The sequence below is a fragment of the Chelativorans sp. AA-79 genome, assembly GCF_029457495.1.
In the GTDB taxonomy this organism is placed as follows: Bacteria; Pseudomonadota; Alphaproteobacteria; order Rhizobiales; family Rhizobiaceae; genus Chelativorans.
In genome coordinates, this window is sequence record NZ_CP120361.1 from 3,777,836 (window position 1) to 3,799,381 (window position 21,546).

The following is a 21,546-nucleotide window of genomic DNA, read 5'->3' on the forward strand; positions in this document are numbered from 1 at the left end:
TGCCTTGGGCACGATAAAGGGGAACGCTCGCCGGCCGCAACAGGATTGTCTTACCGTATTACCTGTTTTTTCCGCGCAGCGCACCCGTCTCTGGAGGCTCCGCTGTCGTCATTTCATCCGCTCCGGCAGCCAGGTCACGATCTCTGGATAGGCATAGATAAGGACTTGGAACCCCAGCATGATGCCTACGAAAGGCAGGACGCCATAGACGATCTCGCGCAAGGGCACGTTGCCGGCGACGCCACGCAGTATGAACAGGATGATGCCGACCGGCGGCGTGACGAGCCCGACCTCGATCATGATCACGAGCGCCACGCCGAACCAGAGCGGATCGAGCCCCAGCGACATGATGATGGGGAAGGTGACCGGCAACGTCATCAGCATCATGGAAATGGATTCGATGAACATGCCGAGCACCACATAGATCACTGCGATCACCAGCATGATCATCCATGGCGCAAGCTCGGTCGCCTCGACATAGCTCACCAGCGTGCGCGGGATGCGCAGGAAATCGAAGACCCAGCTCATGATCGCCGCGCCGACGACGATCATCAGCAGGAAGGACGTGACGCGAACCGTCTCCAGCGCGATCTCCGCCATCGCCCGCATCGTAATCATGCGGCGCAGGAGGGAGATGAGGAAGGATGCGGCCACCCCGACCGCACCCGCTTCACTCGGCGTGGCGATGCCGAGATAGAGCGAGCCCAGCACCATCAGGATGATGACGGCAAACGGCAGGACGGAGGCCGTGCCCTTCAGCTTCTCCGCAAGCGTGAAGCTCTCGCCGCGCGGCGTCGCCGTGGGCCGCAGGACGGACCAGGCCGCCACGCCGCCCATGAAGCCGAGGCTCAGCAACATGCCCGGAAAGATGCCGCCGACGAAGAGTTGGGTGACGGGTACGCCGACCGTCGTGCCGTAAATGATCATGGCGATGCTGGGCGGGATCAATATGCCGAGCGTGGCTCCTGCCGCCACCACCCCGAAGGTAAGTCTCTGGCTGTAGCCGCGCTTGGTCATCTCGGGGCAGGCGACCTTGCCCATGGTGGCAGCCGTGGCCAGGCTTGAGCCGGATACGGCGGCGAACACAGCCGAGGCGCCGACCGTGGCATGCGCCACCCCGCCTGGCGTGCGGCCGAACCAGCGCGTCAGCGCGTCGAACATCTCGCTGGTCACCCCGCTGCGGATGAGCAGCGCGCCCATGAGAACGAACATCGGCACGGCGGTGAGCGTGAATGTGTTGACGCTGTTCCAGGAGCGCTCCGCCAGGACCGAAAGCAGCGGGTTCGGCAGGAGGAAGAGCAGCCCGAGCAGCCCGACGATGCCGAGCGTGAGCGCCACGCGCACGCCGATGAGCAGCAGGCCGAGAAGTGTGGCGACGAGGAGAAGGCCGATCAGAGGCAGGGCCGCTCCTTTGGCCGTCCAGTAGAGGAGGCCGAAAGCGCCGATCGCGCCCCCCACTGCCATGAGCATCCTGGGGCCGTTGACGAGGAGCACGCCGGCCAGCGCCATCCCCACGATTGCGATCGAACCGTAATCGAGCCGCCAGCCGGGCGGGACCACCGGCCTGGTGCCTAGCCAGAAAAGGAACAGGAGAAGGCCGAGCGCAAGCACCGGCGCCAGCACGGGAAAGAAACGGTGCGGCTTGCTGCTCCTGAGGATGTCCCCGAAGATGGCGAGCGCAAAGGCGGCATAGCCGATGGAGACGGGAACCTGCGGGATCCATTGCGGGGTGCCCAGCAGCCCCCAGTCGCGGGTGTCGTTCACATACTCCTGGTAATTGAAGATCACCATCTGCCAGCCGGTGAAGAGAACGAAGACGAGTCCGAGCCAGTTGGCGAAGATCTCGAAGACGCGGCGCCAGTCCGCCGCCAGATTGGCGAGTACGAGTTCCACCTGCACATGGTCGCCCGCCTTCTGCGCCTGGGCGAGCCCCAGAAAGGTCATGCCGATCAAGATGTAGGTGGCGATGTCCGTACCCCAGTAGGTGGGATCGTTGAGCACATATCGCGAAAAGATCTCGAAGCAGACGATCGAGGTCATCACGATGAGCGCGAGCGCGCTGAGATACCCCGTCGCGTCGCTGACGCGGTCTATGAGGGTGACGGCAGATGAAGGCTCGCCCGAATATGCCGGGCGCGCGTCCGCGCGCTTCTCCGCGTGCTGCATCTGAAATCCTCCCGCTCAGGCTCCCTTCGCCAACACACGACAAAGCCGCATACTTATGCCGGGGCCGCGCGGCAGGCGGGGACACCTACCGAAGCTAGCATCGGCTTTCAACCGTTGCAATCTCCTGTGTGATTGTATTATTGTCATCACGTCCGATTTCAGCGGAGGGCAGTCCGGCTCGCCCTTCTACCAAAACAGGGAGGAAAAGCATGACGAGGAAGCTCGACAAGGCGGGTTCCGGCGGATCCGCATGGCTGATCGGCGGCGTGGCGGCACGCTCGGTCGCGTTCGGTTTCGCGTTTTCCGCCGTGCTGGCCCTGCCCTCACAGACCGTCGCCCAGGACTTCGATCTGACGATGGGCGTGCTTGCGTCTCCGAACTCGCTCTACACGGCCATGATGGAGCAGGTGCCCGAGCGCGTTTCCAAGGCGACCGACGGGAAGGTCCAGGTCACACTCAACGATTCGCTGGTCGGCGGCACACAGATCACCGCGGCGGTGCGTGACGGACGCGTGCCGATGTCCGGCGCATTGCACACCTATCTGGCGGGCGACGACCCGCGCATGGGTCTGTTCAACCTGCCTGGCCTCGTCAACAACATGGCCGAATACACCTATCTCTGCGAGGCCTTCTGGTGCGAGGACGTGGAGCGGCTGTGGGAGGAGAACTGGAACGCGGTCGTTCTGGCCGAAGGAGCCTGGTGCAGCCAGGCGTTGTTCTCGAAGGAGCCGATCCGCACGCTGGAGGACTTCCGCGGCAAGGTGCTCAGGGTCCACAATCCCCAGACGGCCGCGCTGATGGAGGCGATCGGGGCGGAGCCGGCACCGCTGCCGCTCTCGGAGATACCGCCTGCGCTCGAACGCGGTGTCATCGACGGTGTGTTCACTTCCACCTGCTACGGCAATGGCCAGGAATACTGGCGTCTGGCCGAGAACGTGCAGAACTGGCAGATCGGGCCGATCACCGGCTGGGTCGTCATCATCAACAAGGATGCATGGGAATCGATCCCCGAGAACCTGCGCACGGCAATCCAGGCGGAGATGGACGATCTCGAGCACGAGGCGCTCTACAACTTCTATGATTACGTCAACGCTGCCGTCGCCGAGATGGAAGCCGCGGGCATCGAATACTGGACCGCGCCGCAGAGCGAGGTGAACCGCGTCACCGCCCCGGAATATGCCGAGGCCGCTTACCAGTCCTTCTACGACCGGGCTCGGGAGCTCGGCTTCGACGGCGAGGCCTACGTGGAGCGTGCCCGCGCCGCTCTCGGAAAGTGACTGCGGGCTTGCCTGAAAGATCGCATCGGCGCCGGCAGCGTGCTTGTGCGCCGCGAGAATACCCCCACCGCGTCCGGCGTGGCGGGAGGCAAGATTGCCTCGCATCGACACGAGGCAATCCGTCATGGGGACCGCCGTCCCGCATGGCACGAAAACGGGCACCATAGCCGACGAGGCATTATCAGGAAGGTGAAGAGTCAGATGGACCAGAAACTGTTCGACAAGGGATTGGCACAGCGCAAGGCGACGCTCGGTGCGGAATATGTCGAGAAGAACCTCGCTTCGGCGGATGATTTTAGCCTTCCGTTTCAGGAGGCGATGACAGCGTGGTGCTGGGGTTTTGGATGGGGCGACGATGCGATCGACCCGAAGACGCGCAGCCTCATGAATCTCGCGATGCTCGGGGCGCTCGGCCGCTGGCATGAATGGGAGACCCATTGCCGCGGCGCCTTGCGCAATGGCGTCACCAAGGAACAGATCCGCGCCGCCATCCACATCGTCGCGATCTACGGTGGTGTCCCCTGCGGAGTCGAGTGCTTCCGCATCGCTCGCAAGATTCTGGAGGAGGCCGGGCAACTCTAAGCATGGCCTGCTTCCGCTATATCCGGTTGTCGTAGCGACTGAGCGTGAGCCGCCCGACTGGCGGCTCGTCAGCGCATTCCCACCAGCAGGTTTCCACGCCGCACGATTTCCGCAACGAGAAGCTCGACATCGTCGTATCGCGTTCGGTGATTGCAGATTGCCGCGCGCAGGCAGTGCCGGCCGCGCAACGTCGTGTCCGAGAGTACGGCCACCCCGTCCTCCTGGAGCCGGAGCATGATTTCCGTGTTGAGGGTCTTGAGGGCCGCTTCGTCCAGGCCGCCCGGATCGAAGCGGAAGCAGACGATGTTGATCGATGTCGGCGCCATCAGCGAAAGGTTCGGAGTTGCCTCGACCAAGAGCGAGAGGTGACGTGCCTGGTCGATGTTCTGGTCGATCAACCGGCCGAACTTGTCGACACCATGCTCCTTCATTGCCATCCAGACCTTGAGGGCGCGGAAGCTGCGCGACGTCTGAAGGCCGAGTTCATGCAGCCATTCGGCCGAGGCCAGACCACGCGACGTCGATTCCAGATATTCGGATATCGTAGCGAAGGAGTCGCGGTGCGCCGCCGCGTCCTTCACCAGACAGCAGCCAACGTCGAACGGCGCATGGAGCCATTTGTGCGGGTCTAGGGCCAGAGAGTCTGCGCGTTCCAGCCCGGCCACGAGCGACCGATTTCGCGGCGCGATGGCGATCAGCGCCCCGATGCATCCATCTACGTGCAACCAGGTTCCCTCCTCGGCTGCCAAGGCAGCGAGCGCCTCGAGATCGTCGATCGCCCCAGTATTGACCGAACCGGCATTGGCAATGATGCACGCAGGCTGAAAGCCTTTCGCGCGATCTTCGGCGATCGCTTTCCGCAGTGCGAAGACGTCGATGCAAAAGTCGGCATCGGTGATGATGCGCCGCAATGCCCGATTTCCCAGTCCAAGCGTCTCCACGGCCTTGCGATGACAGCTGTGGATCTGATCGGAACCATAGAAGCGCAACGGCTTCTCGATCGCCGCGACGCCGAGTCCGCGAACATCGATTCCCGCCTTGACGTTGCGCGCGACCGTCAAGCCGATCAGATTGGCGACAGACCCGCCGCTTGTCAGCGTGCCGCTCGCCGTCGTCGGAAACCCGACCATTTCCTTGCACCAGTCGACCACCTGACGATCGACGAGGGCGGCGGCATGATTGCCGCCGCCCAGATTGGAACCCTGTATCGCTGCCAGGAAGTCCGCGAGCGCCCCGGTCACGTTGCCGGAACCCATATACCAGGCCCAGAAGCGCGGATGCACGTTGCCCATCGGATAGGGCATGACGTCCGCCGCCACCGTCCGCAGCACCGCTTCGAGCGGCTGGGGATCGCGCGGCAGCGGCTCGTTGAAGCGGGACCGAACGCCTCTCGGCATCTCCTGCCAGACGGGCCGCTGACGCACATGTCGCAGATGGGCGACGGCATCGTCCACGACGCGGTGGGCGAGGCGCGTCACATCCAGCCAATCATCCGGATCGAGTGTTTCTTCGACGACCACTGGCGCGGACTGGCGCTTCTCGTCCATGGCATGCCTCGTACGTGCCGCCTCAGGCGGCGAACTGGAAGCCTGGAGTCGAACGTGAAAGGGCAAGTTCCTCCTCGTCCATTTCGGCTTCTATGCCTTCGAACAGCGGCGTCGAAAGGTAACGCTCGCCGGTGTCGGGAAGCATGCACAGGATCACCGACCCCGCAGGCGCTCGTTCTGCGACCTGACGGGCCACGGCGAATGTCGCCCCTCCGGATATCCCGGCAAAGATTCCTTCCTTGCTCGCCAGATCCCGGGTCCATCTGATCGCCTCGGGTCCGGCGATCGGCACCACCTCGTCATAGAGATGCTTGTCGACGGCTTCCTGGAGCACATTGGGGATGAAGTCCGGTGTCCAGCCCTGAATGGGATGCGGCTCGAAGGCGGGATGGGTGGCCGCGGGCGCACCGTCCGGCCCGCGCGACTGGGCTTGGCCACTGCCCAGAAGCTGCGCGTTCGCCGGCTCGCTCAGCACGATCCGGATCTGTGGGCGCTCGCGTCGAAGGACACGTCCGACACCTGCAACTGTGCCGCCCGTTCCATAGCCGGTGACGAAGAAATCGAGGCGGGAACCGGCAAAATCGTTGATGATCTCGCGCGCTGTCGTTGCCTCGTGGATGGCCGCGTTGGCCGCGGTCTCGAACTGTCGGGCAAGAAACCAGCCATTGGCCTCGGCCAGTTCGACAGCCTTATGGTACATGCCGAAGCCCTTCAGGGCACGCGGGGTCAACACGACCTTGGCTCCCAGCATCCGCATCAGCCTGCGCCGCTCTATGGAAAAGCTGTCCGCCATGGTCACGACCAGCGGATAGCCTTTCTGCGCACAGACGATGGCGAGCCCGATTCCGGTGTTGCCGCTTGTCGCCTCGACCACGGTCTGTCCTGGTTTCAGGAGACCGCGACGCTCGGCGTCTTCGATGATGTTGAGTGCAAGGCGGTCCTTGACCGAGCCAGCCGGATTGAAGAATTCCGCCTTGACGTAGATGGTGGCGTGATCGACGCCGAGATTGTTGATCCTGACGGTCGGAGTGTCGCCGACCGTGTCGAGAATGCTGTCGAACAGCCGTCCTCTGCCGGCGGTGGTCCGTATGTTCTCACTGCTTTTCATTTCTGATCTCCTAACGGGTGTTTGGGTGACGACCGGACAGCTTGACCCTGGCTGCCCGGTCGCATCGTTCAGTTGATGCGCGGATCGTCCCTGGGATCGACATGTTCGACGCCGAACGGCCCCACGGCATTGATCTGCACGACCGTCTCCTCCTCGGTCCAGGCGAAATGGGCCTCTCTGGATGAACGTACCGGGCGCCATAACAGCTGCGCCGTCACGATCGAATTCTTCGCTCAGGGGCATGCCAAACCCGCCGGAAACGACGGCAACGTGCTCTTCCTTCGGGTGCCGATGCGGCGCCGACGATCGCCGAAAGTGCGCGGCAGTGGTCTGAGGTCATCATATCCTCCCTGATCACCTGTCTCGATCCGTGCCGGTGCACGGAGTCGGGATATCCGATGAATCAACTGCAATGATGCCATCGGCCATGGGCAGTGGTAGTATCCGGATAAGGGTGGAGGCGTTGTTGGAAGCGTGGAAACGCGCATGGAAATTCCCGAACCCCTTGAACAAGCTGCGCCCATCTCGCTCACTGTGCGGATGTTCGGCCGTCTTGCCGTGATCCGGAACGGCAAGGCTGCGGATCTGCCGCCTTCGCGAAAGGTGCGCGCCCTGCTTGCATATCTCGCTCTCGCCCCGCGCCCCGTAGGCCGCAGCCGCCTCTGCGAACTTCTCGGCGACGTTCCCAACGACCCCCGTGGCGAACTGCGCTGGTGCCTGAGCAAGCTGCGCACCATCCTCGACGAACCTGGTCGGAGCCGCATCTCGGCAAGAGACGACCTGATCACGCTCGACCTCGGCGACTGCGTGGTCGACGCGCTGACGGTCGATGCGGCAATGCGCACCGGGCTTGAGATGCTGGACATCGACCGACTGCGCGACCTCTGCGGTCTTGTCGTGGGCGACTTCCTGGAAGGTCTCGATCTTAGTCGGAGTCCCCAGCTCGATCACTGGCTGGCAACCCAGCGCCGTCGCTATCGGGCTTGCCATATCGCGCTGCTGGAGCGGTTGATCGACCTCCTGCCGCACGACCCGCGCGATCTCCGGCCCTATGCCGAACAGTGGGTCGAGCTTTCACCTTTCGACCCACGATCCCAGATTCTCCTCCTGCGAACGCTGCTCGCATGCGGTCTGCCCAACGAAGCGGAGCATCATCTCGCCGCGATCGCACGCCTTTTCGAGTCCGAGAAAATGGACATCGGTCCGATTCGTAAGGCGTGGAAGGAAATGCGAAGCGGAACGGTCGCGCCGGCGACAACCGAGGCGGCGGCTAGGCAAGTCATCGTGTCGGCGGAAGAATTCGCACCCGATCCGAAAGGCGTTCTCGAGGGACCCCGTCGCGCCTCGCTCGCGGTGCTGCCATTCGCGGCGCCGGACAGTGAGGCCGCTGGAAATCGGCTGGCGGACGGGCTGACTCACGACATCATCACGCGATTGGCTAAGTTGAGAAGCCTGTTCGTCATCGCGCGCGGATCCGTCTTTGCCCTGACCGAACAGGGCGTTGCACCCGAAGACGCCGCAAGGCGACTGAATGTGGATTATTTTGCCAGCGGCGTGCTCAGGCAGCTTGGGGGGAAATCGCAGGTGGCGATCGAACTGGTCGAAACCCGCACGGCCCGCATTGTCTGGTCGGAAGAGTTCCTGCTCGGACAGGACGAAGCCTTTCTCGTCCTTGATGACATCGGTGACATGATCGTGGCCTCGATCGCCAACGAAATCGAGACGGCCGAGAGAAACCGCGCCATCCTCAAGCCGCCGAACTCGCTCAACGCCTGGGAAGCCTATCACAGGGGACTCTGGCACATGTACCGCTTCACCAAAGCGGACAACGAGATCGCCCAGCAATTCTTCAGACAGTCAAGCGAAATCGATCCGACGTTCGCCAGAGCGTATGCCGGCCTTTCCTTCACCCACTGGCAGAATGCCTTTCAGCAATGGGCGAATCGCGAAGGCGAGACGGACCTGGCTTTCGAGGCAGCGGGGCGCAGCCTCATGGTCGACGATCACGATCCGGCCGCGCATTGGGCGATGGGACGCGCGCTGTGGTTGCGCCGGCGTCCCGAGCAGGCCGTGGCGGAACTCGAACGCGCCGTCGACCTCAGTCCAAATTTCGCGCTCGGTCACTACGCTCTGTCCTTCGTTCAGTCGCAATCCGGCGATCCTGCCGCCGCCATAGCATCTTCTGATCATTCGCGCAGCCTGAGCCCGTTCGACCCGTTGCTGTTCGGAATGCTGGGCGCACGCGCCATGGCACATGTCAGGCTGGGGCAATTCGACGAAGCGGCGGACTGGGCGATCAAGGCCGCTGCGCGCCCCAATGCGCATATCATCATTTTGGCGATCGCGGCGCACTGCCTGGCTCTGGCCGGACGCATCGAGGAAGGAAAGACGTTCGCCGCCCTGATCCGGCAGTCGAAACCGAACTTCCGGGTCGACGACTTCCTTGCAACGTTCACGTTCGAAGCCGATGCCGAAATACTGTTCCGCAAGGCGGCGAGACGGGTCGGGCTCGATCAGTAGATCCGCTCGAACGGCGCAGAGGGCACTCCAAATCAGGCGTCCTGCATCGCGCCGTCGTCCTGACGCTGCGCTTCTGCGTTGCGGCTCGCGACCACCTGCGCCCACAGGTCGCCGCGCACACAACCCGCAGGCGCGAATTGGCCGTAGCGCAGATACGTGCCGGCAATCTGCTCGCCGCCAGGAACGTCGTTGCTGTTTCAAACGCGCTCGGTCACGCTCTTCTGGGCGCGTGCTGCCTTTGGACAGTCCTTGCCTTCCTCGGACCACGCAGCCTTCTCGGCCTCGAGTGCCCTTTTCATGCGAACGACACTCTCGCTGATGGCGGCCGATGCCATCTGGAGATGGGGCACGTAACGCTCGATCACGTCGTCACGGCGCACGGCGCTGGTGTAGTAGGTCATACCGATGGTCGCGAGGATATTGCTCTTGCCGTATTCGTAGATCGGCACGGCAACGCTTGAAGACGCGTCCGACGTCATCGAACCGGAGCGTTCCGCGAATTGCGTTTGCTGGGCGGTCCGAATGAGCTGTTCGACCATGCCGGGCGACTGCATGATCTTGGAATCGGGATGCGAGGAGGTTTCAAGCAGCCGCATGGTCAACCGGCGTTCCTCTGCCGGGCAGAAGGCGAGATAGGCCAGACCCAGCGCCATGGTCACGAGCCCCAGCCGCTTGTAGATGAGCGCGTGATAGGGGGCCATCGGGCTGTCCCTGCAGGTCGTGTCGCAGACGACGACCGCGTTCCCGTCCGGCACCGCGATCGCGACGGGCCACCGGTGCACACGGGTCAATTCCTTGGCCCAGGGCCGGCCCGTTTCAACCGCCAGCGGCGCACCGTGAAATCCGCAGCTAAGCGCGGTGACCTGGGAGGTGATCCGGTAGCCCTTGTCGCGCTCCTCCTTGGAGACGTAGCCCGCCGCGATCAGCGTTTCGAGCAGGCGCACGATGGTCGGCTTGGGCAGGCCCGTCACCCGGTGAATATGATCCACCGAGGAGACCCGTTGCCGGTTGAGGATCTTCAGAACCTCGAGCGTGCGCAGAACCGAATTAACCGGCGTATAGGATGTCATGCTTCCTCCCAATCTCCCGTGCCCGGCCTCCCGATCCTGGGTGCATCAAGTCTTCCGGTTCATTCGGGTCACCTTCAGTGTATCTTTTCCCACGTCAGGTCGCGATAGTTAATGACACCCTCGATTTCCGCCGGTGGCGCGGTCAGGATCAGCCACACGCCGTCCAGCCGCGCGGGACGCACCTGGTCGGTCCCCATCCGGTCCGGCACGGTGGAACAGTCGACGCGCGTGACCAATGTCGTGCCGTCGAAACGATAGGTGCCGGCATAGGACGAATATTCGCGCTCGCGCCTGGAAGGCAGATGTTCCCGCCCGTCGGAGATCACCACCATCATGCGGTGATCGTCGTTGAAGGTGATGAGGCCCATCTTCCTCGGCCCGTAGGACGAGCGCAGGATATTGCCCTCGGCGTCGCGGTTGGTGATGTTGACGAGCTTCCATACGCCGATCAGCATATAGGACTTGTCGGGCTCTTCCTGCATTTGTCAGTTACTCTCGCCGATGAAGTTGAAGGCTGCGGGATCGGGCTTGCGGGTCAGTTCCCAGTATTCGACCAGCCGCCACGGCGAATTCGTGGTCACCCGGCCGCGCTTGTTCTGATACCAGTTGGTCACGCCCTCGTTGGTCCAGACCATCCGGCTCAGCGCCTTGTCCAGCTTTTCGTTGTATGCGTCGTGAGCGGCTTGTGTGCAGTCCATCGCCGCCTTGCCCGTCTCGAACAGTGTTTCCAGGCATTTGAGGATGTAATGGACCTGGCACTCGGCCTGGAAGATGATGCTTCCGCCGTGGGCGAGGTTCGTGTTTGGTCCGTAGGTCATGAAGAAATTCGGGAAGCCCGGCACGCAGATGCCCAGATAGGCGCGCGGGTCGTCGTCGCCCCACAGTTCGCGCAGGGATTTGCCGTTCGCGCCGATCACATCCATCGGATAGACCATGCGGCTCGCGTGAAAGCCGGTCGCCCAGACGATCGCATCGACCGGATGGCGTTTGCCGGTCTTGTCGACGATGGCGTCTGCCGCAATGTGGTCGATCCCGTCGGTGTTGAGCTCCACATTGTCGCGCTTCAGCGTTTCGAACCAGCCATTGTCACGGAGCGAACGCTTGCCGAAGGGGGCGTAGTCGGGCAGTACCTTGGCGCGGAGGTCAGGCCGGTCGGCCATGACCTCGTCGATATACTGTGTCCAGAGCTTGCGGATGGCTTCGGAGCGTTCCGAGATCGCCAGCTTGCCGCCCTTCCAAGTGGGGTCGCGGATCAGAGCGTCGTGGATGCCGTCGCCATAGGCCCAGAACAGCAGGAAGCGGTACCAGCGGGCATAATGGGGCACATTGGCCAGCACCCATTTGACGTTGTCCGCGACGAGGTTGTGGTAGTTGTGGCGCGGGAGCACCCAAGGCGCGCCGCGCTGGAAAATAGTCAGGTGCCGGGCAATTCTGGCCAGCGCCGGTCCCGCCTGCATGCCGCTGGCGCCGGTGCCGATCATCGCCGCGTTCTTGCCGGCAAAATCGTAGCTATGATTCCATCGGGCGGTGTGCATCTGCTCGCCCTTGTAATCCTCCAGCCCCTTTATTTTGGGGATCATGGGCTGGTTGAGCTGCCCCACCGAGCAGATGATTGCATTGGCCGTCGCCGCACGTTCGCTGCCGTCGGGCATGCGGATGATGCAGTGCCAGAGATTGTCGGTGGTGTCGAAGCGGACGGACAGCACCTCCTGCCTGAAGCGGATATGCTCCATGACGCCGTAACGGGTGGCGCAGTCCTTCAAATACGCTTTCAACTCGGCCTGGCGCACATAATAGCGCGACCAATTGTGGTTGAGCGCGAAGGAATAGCAGTAGAGGTGATTGGCGCTGTCGACGCCGCAGTCGGGGTAGGTGTTCTCGTGCCAGACCCCGCCGACATCGTCATGCCGTTCCACGATCTGATAGGGGATACCGGCTTCGGTAAGCTGGATACCGGCATTGATGCCCGAGGCCCCTGCCCCGATCACCAGCACGTTGAACTCCTTCACCTGGGCCTTCGCCTTTGGGCTGGCGTTTTCCATGTGCTTGGGAGACGATTTGAAGCCAAGGTCCTCGAACAGCATCGGCAAATAGCGTTCCGACACCTCTTCGCGGCAAAAGGCGTTCATCATCCCGTGCAGTTCGGTCGGCCCGATCTCGGGCGCCACATGGGTTTCGTCCATCAGCACGCCCGCCAGCCGGCTCAGGAGCTCGCGCAGGTCGGCTTCGGGAATCCGGTGGTTGAATTCGCCCGGTTTCGCCAGCATGGGCCCGTAGCGATCGAGCAGCGCCATGTCGCCGGTCAGCTGCACCAGGACCATCAGCAGGGTGGAGGGTTCGGCATCGGCCAGCCGTTCGACCAACCTGGCATGTTCGTCGTAACGCAGCTTTGTGGCGGTTGTGCTCATAACGGCCCCTGTCCTCCCGGAAAGTTGGCGAAGGCTAACCAAGTCGCAGGAATCGAGGGCCGGCTTTGTGAACGGATTTCACGATGTGAAATGAAATCAGATAGGCGATGCATCGAGGCCTTCGGCCTGTTTCGTTGGCTTCGTGCCAGGGGAGGACAGACATGGCCGTCCAGCAACGGGCCAGGGATATCCGCGCGGAAACCGTCGATGCGCTGCTCAAGGGTGCGGTGGACCTGCACTGCCACAGCGGGCCGTCGGTCATGGAACGCAAGCTCGACCATATGGAGGAGATCAGAGATGCCGAGGAGGCCGGCTTCCATGCCGTGCTCTTCAAGGACCATTTCTACTCCAACACGCCGGTCATGCGGGTTCTGGAGCGCTTTCGGGATGAGAAGCGGCGCCTTACCCTCCTGTCCGGCGTCCCCCTCAACAACCAGCTCGGCGGCCTCAATCCCTTCGCGGTGGAACACGGGCTGATGCTCGGGGCGAGGATGGTCTGGATGCCGACCCTTTGCGCCCACAACCACCTGACCACGGCCTTCCGCTACGACCTGCATGGAAGGCTGGGGCTGCGCGAACCGACCCGCCTTTCCGTGCTGGATGCGAAAGGCAGGCTGCTTCCCGAGGTCAGGGACATCCTCGACCTGATCGCGGCGCATGATGCGGTCCTCTGCGGCGGGCATCTGCATGTGAGCGAGATGTTCCCGCTCTTCGCCGAGGCGAAGGCGCGCGGCGTGGCGCGCATGCTGGTCAGCCATCCCACCTATTGGATCGAGGCCAGGATCGACGACCTCAAGGAGCTCTCGGAGATGGGCGTCTATCTCGAGCACTGCGCCTGCATGCTGATCGAGGGGCCGTCGCGCAAATTCCCATTCGAGCAGTTGCGCGCCTATGTGGATGCGGCGGGGCTGGAGCATACGATCATCGGGTCCGATCTGGGGCAGACCTTCAATCCCCGGCCTGTGCCGGGTTTCCGCGCTGCCATCGAGCTCTGTCTCGACCTCGGCTTCACGTTCGAGGAAATCCGCACCATGACCTCTACCAATGCCTGCCGGCTGATCGGGATCGATCCGCCCGCCGGTCTCCATCCTTGAGCGAGTGGCGTATGCTTGAGACGGACGGAGCAAGCGAAAGCCGGGTCGACGCGCTGATGCGCGGAGCGATCGATCTCGACTGCCGCAGCGGACCTTCAATCCATGCGCGGCATCTGACCCACGATCTAGCGGCGGAGGAAGCCGCGGCAGCGGGCCAAGCCGCCCTCGCCTTCCGCGATGATTATTATCCCACCACGCCGGTCGCCCGCACGCTCGAAAAGACGGTCTTCGCCGATCTGCCGGTAAAGCTTTTGTCCGGTGTGGTGCTCAACAATTATGTCGGCGGGCTCAATCCTTATGCGGTGGAGCACGAGCTGATGCTTGGCGGGCGCATCGTCTGGATGCCGACGATTTCCGCCGCCAACCATATCCGCCGATCCTATCGGGACGTGCCTTCGGACGCGGACGCGCGCATGCGGCCGCGCGAGGCGTTGGGCGTGATCGATGCGAAAGGCGCGATCACCGAGCCCGCCAGGGAAATCCTCGAACTGATTGCCGAACACGACGCGGTCCTGGCTTCCGGCCACCTGCATGTCAGCGAGGTTCTCCCGCTGTTCGCCGCGGCACGGCAGGCAGGCGTGCGGCGGCTCCTGGTCAATCAGCCCGTCCGCTATGCCGGCGCGACACTCGCCGATCTCGATGAGCTTGCGGAAAGCGGGGCCTTCATCGAGTTGACGGCCGCCGCCTTCATCGACGGCCCGGACCGGCACCATACGGGCGAGGAACTGCAAGCCGTGGTCTCCGCCGCCGGCCGGTCGCGGGTCGTCCTCAGCTCCGGGCTTGGGCAGGCGCACAACCTCAAGCCGGCGGAGGGCCTGAGGGCGCTGATCCGGCTTTGCCTCTCACTCGGCTTCTCGGAGGCGGACCTGCAGCTTATGTTATCTCGAAACGCCGCACGCCTCACCGGCCTCGACATCGGAGACAAATGACAATGACGGCCCAGGTGGACGCACCGCTGGTGGATTCGCACCTTCATATCTACACCCGGGACATGCCGATTGCCGACGGCGCCTGGCACCATCCGGGCGAAGACGCTTCGATCGAGCGTTGCCTCGCGATGCTCGACGCCAACGGGGTGACCTTCGGCGTCATCTCGGCGGCCAGCATCTACGGCACATATAATGATTACGTCCGCGCTGCCCTCAAGAAGCACAAGCGGCTGCGCGCCACGCTCATGCCGGATCTCGACTGGGACATCCGCATTCTGGAGCAATACCGGGACGAGGGCTTTCTCGGCATCCGGCTCCTGTGGCGGCCCAAGGAGACGACGCCAGACATCAATTCCGAGCCCTACCGGCGCATCCTGCGCCGCTGCGCCGATCTCGGCTGGCACGTCCACTTGACCGAGCGTCCCGAGCGCATCGCCCACACCATCGCGGCGATCGAGAATGCCGGCGCCAATGTGGTGCTCGATCACATGGTGTTGATCGACACCGACGAGGGTGTCAACGATCCGGGCTTCAAGGCGGCGCTCGCAGCCATGGACCGCGGCAAGACCTGGGTGAAGATGTCCGGCGGCTTCCGCTTCAAGAAGCCCGGGCTTGCCGACCAGGTGGCCAGGGAACTGGTCGCCGCCGGCGGCTGGGACCGGGTGATGTGGGCGAGCGACTGGCCGTTCGCCGGCTTCGAGCACAAGGTCACCTATGCCGAGACGCTCGCCAAGCTTGCCGAATGGGTGCCGGATCCAGCCATGCGCCATTGCATCACCGGCCGCACACCGCTCAGGTTCTTCTTCACCTGATCAAAAAAGCGGCGGGGTGTAAGCCCCGCCGCACGGTCCGCCGTGGGAGTATCTTACTTGATGACGATGCCGAGATCCTTGACCACCGGCCCCCATTGCTCGATCTCGTCGGTCTGGGTCTGGCGCAACACTTCCGGCGTGGTAGGGTCCGCGATGATGCGCATCGCCGCGAGCTTCTCCTTGGCTTCGTCGGTCTGGAGATATTCGGTGATGACGGTGTTCAGCACCTTCACCGCCTCTTCCGGCGTGCCCTTGGGGGCGAAGATGCCGTACCAGATGAAGGATTCCATATCGAGGCCGCTTTCGCGCACGGTCGGCACGTCGGGGATCATTGGATTGCGCTTCGGGCCGAGCTGCGCGAGGAACTTGATGGTGCCCGCCTCCACATGCTGCATATAGGATGGCAGGGAGTCGCTCGACGTTTGCACGTGATTGGCGAGAAGGTCCGGGATGAGCGTGCCCGACCCCGTATAGGGCACGATGTTCACATCGATCCCGGCTTCACGCTTGATATATTCCATCGCCACGTGGCCGAGCCCGCCATAGCCCGGATGGGCAACCGAGATTTCCCCCGGGTGCTCCTTGGCATAGGCGATCATCTCTTCGAGATTGCTGTAGGGCTGGTCGGCATTGGCGGTGATGACCATGGTGGATTCGCCGAGCCGGATGACCGGATCGAGATCGACCAGCGGGTCATAAGGCAGATCGGGATAAAGCAGTTTGGCATTGGCGCCCGGTCCGTTGGTGGCGAAGAACAGCGTATAGCCGTCGGCCGGCGCGTCCACGACCTGGGTCGCCCCGATGGTGCCCGATGCGCCGGGAACGTTTTCGACGACCACGGGCACGCCGAGCTTGTTCTGCATGTATTCCGCGATCATGCGGGTGAAGGTGTCGGCTCCGCCGGGCGGAAAGCCGATGATGATCTTGATCTGGCGCTCGGGGTAGGCGGCTGCGGCCCCGGTAACGGCGGCTGCCACCATCATGGCGCCAACAGCGATCGCCGAGGCGATCTTGCTGAACGGTTTCATATGACCCTCCCTTGTAGACCATCCTTCATAGGGGCGACGAGGGAGTGCCGCTCATCATTTGTTTGGCCGTTTCAGAATATGAAAAGGACGTTGGAAGACCCTGTGTTCAATCGAGGTTGAGGAGCCGGGCGCCGTTCCGGCCGAACATGGTGCGGATGTCGTCCTCCGCCATATTGAGCCGCAGCAGGTCCGCGATCAGCATGCGGTAGCCGTCCACCGGCCGCGCTGCACCCTTGAGGCCCAGATCGGAGCTGAAGATGGTGTTCTCCACCCCCGCCACCTCGATCAGGTGCACGGCGAATTCGGGATCGTGCTTCTTGCCCCGCCCTTCGATGAACTGGGTGATCGAATGCTCCATCATCACCCCCAGGCCGACGAGCTGGCGGATATGGGCATCCTCACAGCCGATCAGATAGGTCGGGTGATTGACGAGCATCTTCTTCACCCCGCGCGCCCTGGCCTCCTCGAACATCGGGATCTGCTCATCGACCCCGAGATGCCCGCCCGCCAGGATGATGTCCCCCGCAGCGATGATATCGAGCACGTGCTTGGTTTCGTCGGTCACCTTGCCGTTCGCGTCGAGCACCGAAAGCGGTATGGGATCGGGAGCGCCGGCTACCTTCGGGAAACCTTTGGCCTCCGTCGCCACCTTGCTGATGTGATTGGCGGCCGAGAAGGTGGGCATCCAGACGATCTTGCCGCCCAGCCGGACGGCATGGTCGACTGCAAATGGATTGATGCCGCCCGAAGCGTTGTTGAGGACGATTCCCGAGAAAAGGCGGACGCCGGTCTCCGGAAACAGCTTTTCCAGCAGGATCGAATGGGGCGTGCCGAGATAGTAGTGGTCCTTGAACACGACCGCCTTGAACCTGGCCTCCCCTGCCTCCATCATCTGGTCGTGGTGGTCCAGAATGCGCGGCATCGCGGCCGGCCCGCTGTGACAGTGCAGGTCGACCGCCCCTTCCAGGAGCTTCTCGACCTCAGGATTGAAGGCAGGCCGCGGCGGCGCTTCGAATTCCGGCATTTCTTGTCTCCCTAGGTTCCGCTACTCGCCCTGCCCATCCGGTGCAGGATAGTCTGCCGCATTGAGCACCCATCCCGGCTGGACCGAGAAGTCCTTGCGAGGCGGACAGAAGACATCGACCAGCTGGTTGACGCCCTTGCCGACAGCTTCCGACGTGTGCAGCGCGACTGCCGGAATGATCGCCACCGAGGGTGCGCCGCAGGTCACATGATCGTCCTCGCGCCAGGTGTTGGCGTCGGTCTCCCATGGCCAGCGGATGTGGTGGATGAAGGTCCCGGCGACACAGAGCGAGCACTGCTGGAAATCGTCGTGCTTGTGTGGCGACAGTTGCGTGCGGTCGCGCGGCCCCTGGCGCGGGTAGACGAAATTGACCATGAAATTGGTCGAGCGGAAAATCCGCCCGAACCGACCCTGCTCCTGCGGCACGTCGAGCGAATAGGCCCTGACCTCGAACCCGCCCCTGGGATCCGGCCAGGGTTGCAGCGGGGGAACGTTCTTGTCGGGCACATAAGGAGGCAGCAGCGCCTCGCAACGCGCGACGATATCGGCCGCCTTCCGGGTCAGGAACCGCACGACGGGCCCCGCGGCCGTGACCGTCATCGTGCTCGGCCCGCCAGGCACGAAGACGATCGAGTAGCCCTCGACCTCGGTCTCGGTGCCGTTCCAGGAGATGGTGATCCGCGTGTCCCGCTCGGGCAGGATGACCATGTATTCGTCGGCCTGCTCTGCACGGACCAGCCTGCTGCCGGCGCGGGCATCGGAATAGGCAATCACGAAGTTTTCGGCCTGCGCATACCAGGTCTTCACCCCGTCCGCCTCGTCGAAAGGGTGGCTCTCATCGAAGACGAAATAGCCCGCCGGCGCGACCGGGGCGGCGGGCGGCTTCTTGTCTCCGGCCGTTTGCGTCAGTGCCGAGCGCGGGTCGGAAGCAACATACATGGTCTCGTTCCTCAAGATGAAATACTGCGTGCGGCCACGGCCCTGCAGGTGCCGAGCGCCGAAGCGGCGGCCCGGCGCAGAAAGGCCTGATCCGATCCGGTCAGAAACGTCCTGACACCGGCTCTCATCAGTGCGGCCTGGTCCTCTTCGCCGGCGGCGAGCATGAGAACGGGCTTGCCTGCGTTCCTGGCCGCGGCAATCACCTTGTCGGTGGCCTCCAGCACGGGCTTTGCCGTCTGGCTGCGCTCGCCCATGGCAACCGACAGGTCCCCCCGCCCGACAAAGAGTGCGGCAACGCCCTCGACCGCCACGATCTCGTCGATCACATCGATGGCCTCGGGGTCCTCGATCATGGGAATACAGAGCGTGTGGACGTCCTGATGGGCCAGATGCGCATCGGTGTCGGCCGCACCATAATCGCCGGCGCGGCCGGTCTTGGAGAACCCGCGCCGCCCTCCCGCGTAGCGGCAAGCTGCGGCTATCCGGCTCGCCTTTTCCACCGAGTTCACATGCGGGACGAAGACGCCCGCAGCGCCGGCATCGAGCTGCGCCATGATGTTGAAGTCGGTGGGCTCGCCGATGCGCACCAGGGGCGCGACCCCGCGCGCCCGGGCAGCCAGGATGATCGCATCGATGGATTCGCGGTTGATCGGAGCGTGCTCCTCATCGATGACGATGAAGTCGTACCCCGCGGAAGCGAGGATTTCCGTCGCGTGATAGGTCGGCATTTTCACGAAGGTCCCGAACAGAGATTCGCCCGCACGCAGCCGTGCCGTAAACTGCCTTTGTTCCTGCATCTGCACTGCGGCCATGCTCCCCTGATCCCTTCCACATCATTGTGATGCGAACCTAGAGCCCCTCGCCCGTGATGCGACATCGGGGATTCTCGCGGTTTCACCATATGAAATCCCACAAGGAAGCAGTCGACGGTCCAAGCCTGAAGATGATGACTTCGCCCAACGCCATCGAGCCGGCCAGGCGGGCACCGGGAGGCAGGGGTCCATGAGCGGGTCGTTTTTCAGGCACGAGGCAGGGGAGGGCCGATGTCGTTCAATCGGAAAGACTTCGCAACAGGGGCGATTTTCGCGGTTTTCGCGCTGATCTACGGCTTCATGTCGCTGACCACCATGCAGGTCGGCACGCCTGTGCGCATGGGTCCCGGCTTCTTTCCCGCCATGCTGAGCGGCGTTCTGCTGCTCATCGCATTGTTCCTGATGGCGCGCAGCTTCCTAAGAACGGCCGAGACTCCGTTCGGCGAGATCGCCTGGCGCGCGATCATCTTCCTCACCATCGCCATCGTCGTCTTTGCGGCAACGGCTGAGAGCTTGGGAATGCTGCCCGGCACGTTCGTCGCCGGCCTCATATCGAGCGCCGCCAGCCGCACGATGACACCGCCGAAAGCCTTGGCCGTCGCCGCCGGCATCGGGGTCTTCTGCACCCTCGTCTTCACGGTCGGCCTGCATGTGCCGTTGCCGATCTTCGGCAGCTGGTTCGGCGGTTAGAGAGCGCGACGGATGGACATCTTCAACAATCTCGGCCTTGGCTTCTCCGTCGTCCTGCAGCCCATCAACCTGATGTATTGCTTCATCGGTGCGCTGCTGGGCACGGTGATCGGCGTCCTGCCGGGCATCGGACCGCTGGCGACCATCGCGCTGCTCCTGCCCATCACCTTCGGTCTCTCGCCGGAAGGTTCGCTCATCATGCTCGCGGGCATCTATTACGGCTCGCAATATGGCGGCTCGACCACCGCGATCCTTCTGAAGCTTCCCGGCGAAGCCGCGTCGGCCGTCACGACGATCGACGGCCACGAAATGGCGAAGAAGGGCCGCGCCGGGCCGGCGCTTGCCGCCGCCGGCATCGGGTCGTTCTTCGCCGGCACGGCGGCGACTTTTCTGATTGCGCTCGCTGCCGTCCCCCTCACCCGGCTCGCGTTCAGCTTCGGGCCGGCGGAGTATTTCTCGCTCATGCTGGTGGGGCTGATCTCCTCCATAGCGCTGGCCTCCGGCTCGGTGGCCAAGGCCGTCGGCATGATCGTCCTGGGGCTACTGCTCGGGCTTACCGGAACCGACATCTATACCGGCGCGCGCCGCTTCACCTTCGGAACACGCGAGCTCCTGGACGGACTCGACTTCGTCGCCATCGCCGTGGGGCTGTTCGGCATATCCGAGATCATGCGCAATCTCGAGCATTCGAACACCCGCACGGCAACCATCGCCAGGATCGGTCGCATCATACCGAGCAAGGACGATCTCAAGCGCATGGTCGCACCGATGGTGCGTGGCACGGTCATCGGCTCGTTTCTGGGTATCCTGCCGGGCGGCGGCGCGCTTCTCTCGTCCTTCGTCGCCTACAATATCGAGAAGAACGTGTCTCCGAACGCCAAGGAGTTCGGCCACGGCGCCATCGAAGGCGTCACTGCGCCCGAGGCCGCCAACAATGCCGGCGCGCAGACCTCGTTCATTCCCATGCTCTCGCTCGGCATTCCCTCCAATGTCGTGATGGCGCTGATGATCGGCGCGCTGATCATCCAGGGCGTCGTTCCCGGACCGGGCGTCATCAACAACAATCCCACGCTCTTCTGGGGCATCATCGCTTCGATGTGGGTGGGCAATGCGATGCTTTTGATGCTCAACCTGCCGCTGATCGGGCTGTGGGTGCGCCTGTTGCAGGTGCCCTACAACGTGCTCTTTCCCGTGATCGTCGCCTTCTGCTGCATCGGCACCTATTCGATGACCAATTCGCCCTTCGGCATCTACCAGATCGCGCTTGCGGGGATCATCGGCTACGCTCTGACCAAGCTCGAATGCGAGGTGCCGCCCTTCATCCTGGGATTCGTGCTCGGGCCGATGCTGGAGGAGCATTTCCGGCGGGCAATGCTGATTTCGCATGGGGACCCGACGGTGTTCCTCACCCGCCCCTTGAGTGCCCTGCTGCTGGCGACGGCCGCGATCGTCCTCATCGTCGTTGCGTTCCCGGCGGTCAGCAAAAAGCGCAACGAGGTCTTCGTCGAGGAAGACTGAACCGCCGCAACTCACGCCCGTT

General features: G+C 63.3%; 19 protein-coding genes. 8 read left to right on the forward strand and 11 right to left on the reverse strand.

Annotation, left to right across the window (positions count from 1 at the left end; genetic code table 11):
• Positions 1 to 108: 108 nt before the first annotated feature.
• Positions 109 to 2,166, reverse strand: coding sequence for a TRAP transporter large permease subunit (locus tag PVE73_RS18580; RefSeq protein WP_277363663.1), 2,058 nt, complete (start codon positions 2,164 to 2,166; stop codon positions 109 to 111).
• Between the two features lie 209 nt (positions 2,167 to 2,375).
• Here PVE73_RS18580 and dctP point away from each other — a divergent pair, with 209 nt between their 5' ends.
• Together dctP and PVE73_RS18590 are read left to right on the forward strand one after the other, a co-directional pair.
• The gene (gene dctP, locus PVE73_RS18585) at positions 2,376 to 3,443 is read left to right on the forward strand and encodes a TRAP transporter substrate-binding protein DctP (protein ID WP_277363664.1); all 1,068 of its coding nucleotides are present in this window, start codon (positions 2,376 to 2,378) and stop codon (positions 3,441 to 3,443) included.
• A 201-nt stretch (positions 3,444 to 3,644) separates the two neighbouring features.
• On the forward strand, positions 3,645 to 4,025 hold the full coding sequence (locus PVE73_RS18590) for a carboxymuconolactone decarboxylase family protein (protein ID WP_277363665.1): 381 nt from the start codon (positions 3,645 to 3,647) through the stop codon (positions 4,023 to 4,025).
• Positions 4,026 to 4,093: 68 nt separating this feature from the next.
• Here the strand turns inward: PVE73_RS18590 and PVE73_RS18595 are convergent, their stop codons facing one another.
• From PVE73_RS18595 to PVE73_RS18605, 3 genes are all read right to left on the reverse strand, one after another.
• The gene (locus PVE73_RS18595; RefSeq protein WP_277363666.1) at positions 4,094 to 5,572 is read right to left on the reverse strand and encodes a pyridoxal-dependent decarboxylase; all 1,479 of its coding nucleotides are present in this window, start codon (positions 5,570 to 5,572) and stop codon (positions 4,094 to 4,096) included.
• A 22-nt stretch (positions 5,573 to 5,594) separates the two neighbouring features.
• On the reverse strand, positions 5,595 to 6,680 hold the full coding sequence (cysK, locus tag PVE73_RS18600) for a cysteine synthase A (protein ID WP_277363667.1): 1,086 nt from the start codon (positions 6,678 to 6,680) through the stop codon (positions 5,595 to 5,597).
• A 68-nt stretch (positions 6,681 to 6,748) separates the two neighbouring features.
• Positions 6,749 to 6,898: a hypothetical protein gene (locus tag PVE73_RS18605; RefSeq protein WP_277363668.1), complete on the reverse strand. Its 150-nt coding sequence runs from the start codon at positions 6,896 to 6,898 to the stop codon at positions 6,749 to 6,751.
• A gap of 268 nt (positions 6,899 to 7,166) precedes the next feature.
• On the opposite strand from PVE73_RS18605, the gene PVE73_RS18610 reads away from it, so the two are divergent.
• The gene (locus PVE73_RS18610) at positions 7,167 to 9,200 is read left to right on the forward strand and encodes a transcriptional regulator (protein ID WP_277363669.1); all 2,034 of its coding nucleotides are present in this window, start codon (positions 7,167 to 7,169) and stop codon (positions 9,198 to 9,200) included.
• Between the two features lie 197 nt (positions 9,201 to 9,397).
• Here PVE73_RS18610 and PVE73_RS18615 read toward each other — a convergent pair whose 3' ends face one another.
• From PVE73_RS18615 to PVE73_RS18625, 3 genes are all read right to left on the reverse strand, one after another.
• Positions 9,398 to 10,270, reverse strand: a complete 873-nt coding sequence (locus tag PVE73_RS18615) for a helix-turn-helix domain-containing protein (RefSeq protein WP_277363670.1) — start codon at positions 10,268 to 10,270, stop codon at positions 9,398 to 9,400.
• Positions 10,271 to 10,344: 74 nt separating this feature from the next.
• Entirely contained in the window at positions 10,345 to 10,752 is a 408-nt protein-coding gene (locus PVE73_RS18620) for a lipocalin-like domain-containing protein (protein WP_277363671.1), read from the reverse strand.
• 3 nt (positions 10,753 to 10,755) lie between these two features.
• The gene (locus tag PVE73_RS18625) at positions 10,756 to 12,678 is read right to left on the reverse strand and encodes an NAD(P)/FAD-dependent oxidoreductase (RefSeq protein ID WP_277363672.1); all 1,923 of its coding nucleotides are present in this window, start codon (positions 12,676 to 12,678) and stop codon (positions 10,756 to 10,758) included.
• Between the two features lie 161 nt (positions 12,679 to 12,839).
• On the opposite strand from PVE73_RS18625, the gene PVE73_RS18630 reads away from it, so the two are divergent.
• From PVE73_RS18630 to PVE73_RS18640, 3 genes are read left to right on the forward strand one after another with little or no spacing between them, the layout of a single operon-like run.
• Complete coding sequence (locus tag PVE73_RS18630; protein ID WP_277363673.1) at positions 12,840 to 13,772, forward strand: DUF6282 family protein; 933 nt, start codon at positions 12,840 to 12,842, stop codon at positions 13,770 to 13,772.
• Between the two features lie 11 nt (positions 13,773 to 13,783).
• Complete coding sequence (locus PVE73_RS18635) at positions 13,784 to 14,701, forward strand: DUF6282 family protein (protein WP_277363674.1); 918 nt, start codon at positions 13,784 to 13,786, stop codon at positions 14,699 to 14,701.
• Between the two features lie 2 nt (positions 14,702 to 14,703).
• Complete coding sequence (locus PVE73_RS18640) at positions 14,704 to 15,513, forward strand: amidohydrolase family protein (protein WP_277363675.1); 810 nt, start codon at positions 14,704 to 14,706, stop codon at positions 15,511 to 15,513.
• Between the two features lie 53 nt (positions 15,514 to 15,566).
• On the opposite strand, the gene PVE73_RS18645 is transcribed toward PVE73_RS18640, so the two are convergent.
• The 4 genes from PVE73_RS18645 to PVE73_RS18660 form a co-directional block, all read right to left on the reverse strand.
• Entirely contained in the window at positions 15,567 to 16,541 is a 975-nt protein-coding gene (locus PVE73_RS18645) for a tripartite tricarboxylate transporter substrate binding protein (protein WP_277363676.1), read from the reverse strand.
• A gap of 106 nt (positions 16,542 to 16,647) precedes the next feature.
• Entirely contained in the window at positions 16,648 to 17,565 is a 918-nt protein-coding gene (locus PVE73_RS18650; RefSeq protein ID WP_277363677.1) for a DUF6282 family protein, read from the reverse strand.
• A gap of 21 nt (positions 17,566 to 17,586) precedes the next feature.
• Positions 17,587 to 18,504 carry a hypothetical protein gene (locus tag PVE73_RS18655; RefSeq protein WP_277363678.1) on the reverse strand — a complete coding sequence of 306 codons (918 nt, stop codon included), beginning with the start codon at positions 18,502 to 18,504 and terminating at the stop codon, positions 17,587 to 17,589.
• 11 nt (positions 18,505 to 18,515) lie between these two features.
• Positions 18,516 to 19,316: an aldolase/citrate lyase family protein gene (locus PVE73_RS18660; protein ID WP_277363679.1), complete on the reverse strand. Its 801-nt coding sequence runs from the start codon at positions 19,314 to 19,316 to the stop codon at positions 18,516 to 18,518.
• 231 nt (positions 19,317 to 19,547) lie between these two features.
• Here PVE73_RS18660 and PVE73_RS18665 point away from each other — a divergent pair, with 231 nt between their 5' ends.
• Both PVE73_RS18665 and PVE73_RS18670 read left to right on the forward strand, forming a co-directional pair.
• Positions 19,548 to 20,006: a tripartite tricarboxylate transporter TctB family protein gene (locus tag PVE73_RS18665; RefSeq protein ID WP_277363680.1), complete on the forward strand. Its 459-nt coding sequence runs from the start codon at positions 19,548 to 19,550 to the stop codon at positions 20,004 to 20,006.
• Positions 20,007 to 20,018: 12 nt separating this feature from the next.
• A complete protein-coding gene (locus PVE73_RS18670; RefSeq protein WP_277363681.1) occupies positions 20,019 to 21,524 on the forward strand; it encodes a tripartite tricarboxylate transporter permease in 1,506 nt (501 codons plus the stop codon).
• Positions 21,525 to 21,546 lie beyond the last annotated feature (22 nt).

Bases quoted from the DNA above. Each gene is read 5' to 3' on its own strand.
- PVE73_RS18580 (WP_277363663.1), bottom strand. From the start codon at position 2,166: ATGCAGCACGCGGAGAAGCGCGCGGACGCGCGCCCGGCATATTCGGGC.
- dctP (WP_277363664.1), top strand. From the start codon at position 2,376: ATGACGAGGAAGCTCGACAAGGCGGGTTCCGGCGGATCCGCATGGCTG.
- PVE73_RS18590 (WP_277363665.1), top strand. From the start codon at position 3,645: ATGGACCAGAAACTGTTCGACAAGGGATTGGCACAGCGCAAGGCGACG.
- PVE73_RS18595 (WP_277363666.1), bottom strand. From the start codon at position 5,572: ATGGACGAGAAGCGCCAGTCCGCGCCAGTGGTCGTCGAAGAAACACTC.
- cysK (WP_277363667.1), bottom strand. From the start codon at position 6,680: ATGAAAAGCAGTGAGAACATACGGACCACCGCCGGCAGAGGACGGCTG.
- PVE73_RS18610 (WP_277363669.1), top strand. From the start codon at position 7,167: ATGGAAATTCCCGAACCCCTTGAACAAGCTGCGCCCATCTCGCTCACT.
- PVE73_RS18615 (WP_277363670.1), bottom strand. From the start codon at position 10,270: ATGACATCCTATACGCCGGTTAATTCGGTTCTGCGCACGCTCGAGGTT.
- PVE73_RS18620 (WP_277363671.1), bottom strand. From the start codon at position 10,752: ATGCAGGAAGAGCCCGACAAGTCCTATATGCTGATCGGCGTATGGAAG.
- PVE73_RS18625 (WP_277363672.1), bottom strand. From the start codon at position 12,678: ATGAGCACAACCGCCACAAAGCTGCGTTACGACGAACATGCCAGGTTG.
- PVE73_RS18630 (WP_277363673.1), top strand. From the start codon at position 12,840: ATGGCCGTCCAGCAACGGGCCAGGGATATCCGCGCGGAAACCGTCGAT.
- PVE73_RS18635 (WP_277363674.1), top strand. From the start codon at position 13,784: ATGCTTGAGACGGACGGAGCAAGCGAAAGCCGGGTCGACGCGCTGATG.
- PVE73_RS18640 (WP_277363675.1), top strand. From the start codon at position 14,704: ATGACGGCCCAGGTGGACGCACCGCTGGTGGATTCGCACCTTCATATC.
- PVE73_RS18645 (WP_277363676.1), bottom strand. From the start codon at position 16,541: ATGAAACCGTTCAGCAAGATCGCCTCGGCGATCGCTGTTGGCGCCATG.
- PVE73_RS18650 (WP_277363677.1), bottom strand. From the start codon at position 17,565: ATGCCGGAATTCGAAGCGCCGCCGCGGCCTGCCTTCAATCCTGAGGTC.
- PVE73_RS18655 (WP_277363678.1), bottom strand. From the start codon at position 18,504: ATGTATGTTGCTTCCGACCCGCGCTCGGCACTGACGCAAACGGCCGGA.
- PVE73_RS18660 (WP_277363679.1), bottom strand. From the start codon at position 19,316: ATGGCCGCAGTGCAGATGCAGGAACAAAGGCAGTTTACGGCACGGCTG.
- PVE73_RS18665 (WP_277363680.1), top strand. From the start codon at position 19,548: ATGTCGTTCAATCGGAAAGACTTCGCAACAGGGGCGATTTTCGCGGTT.
- PVE73_RS18670 (WP_277363681.1), top strand. From the start codon at position 20,019: ATGGACATCTTCAACAATCTCGGCCTTGGCTTCTCCGTCGTCCTGCAG.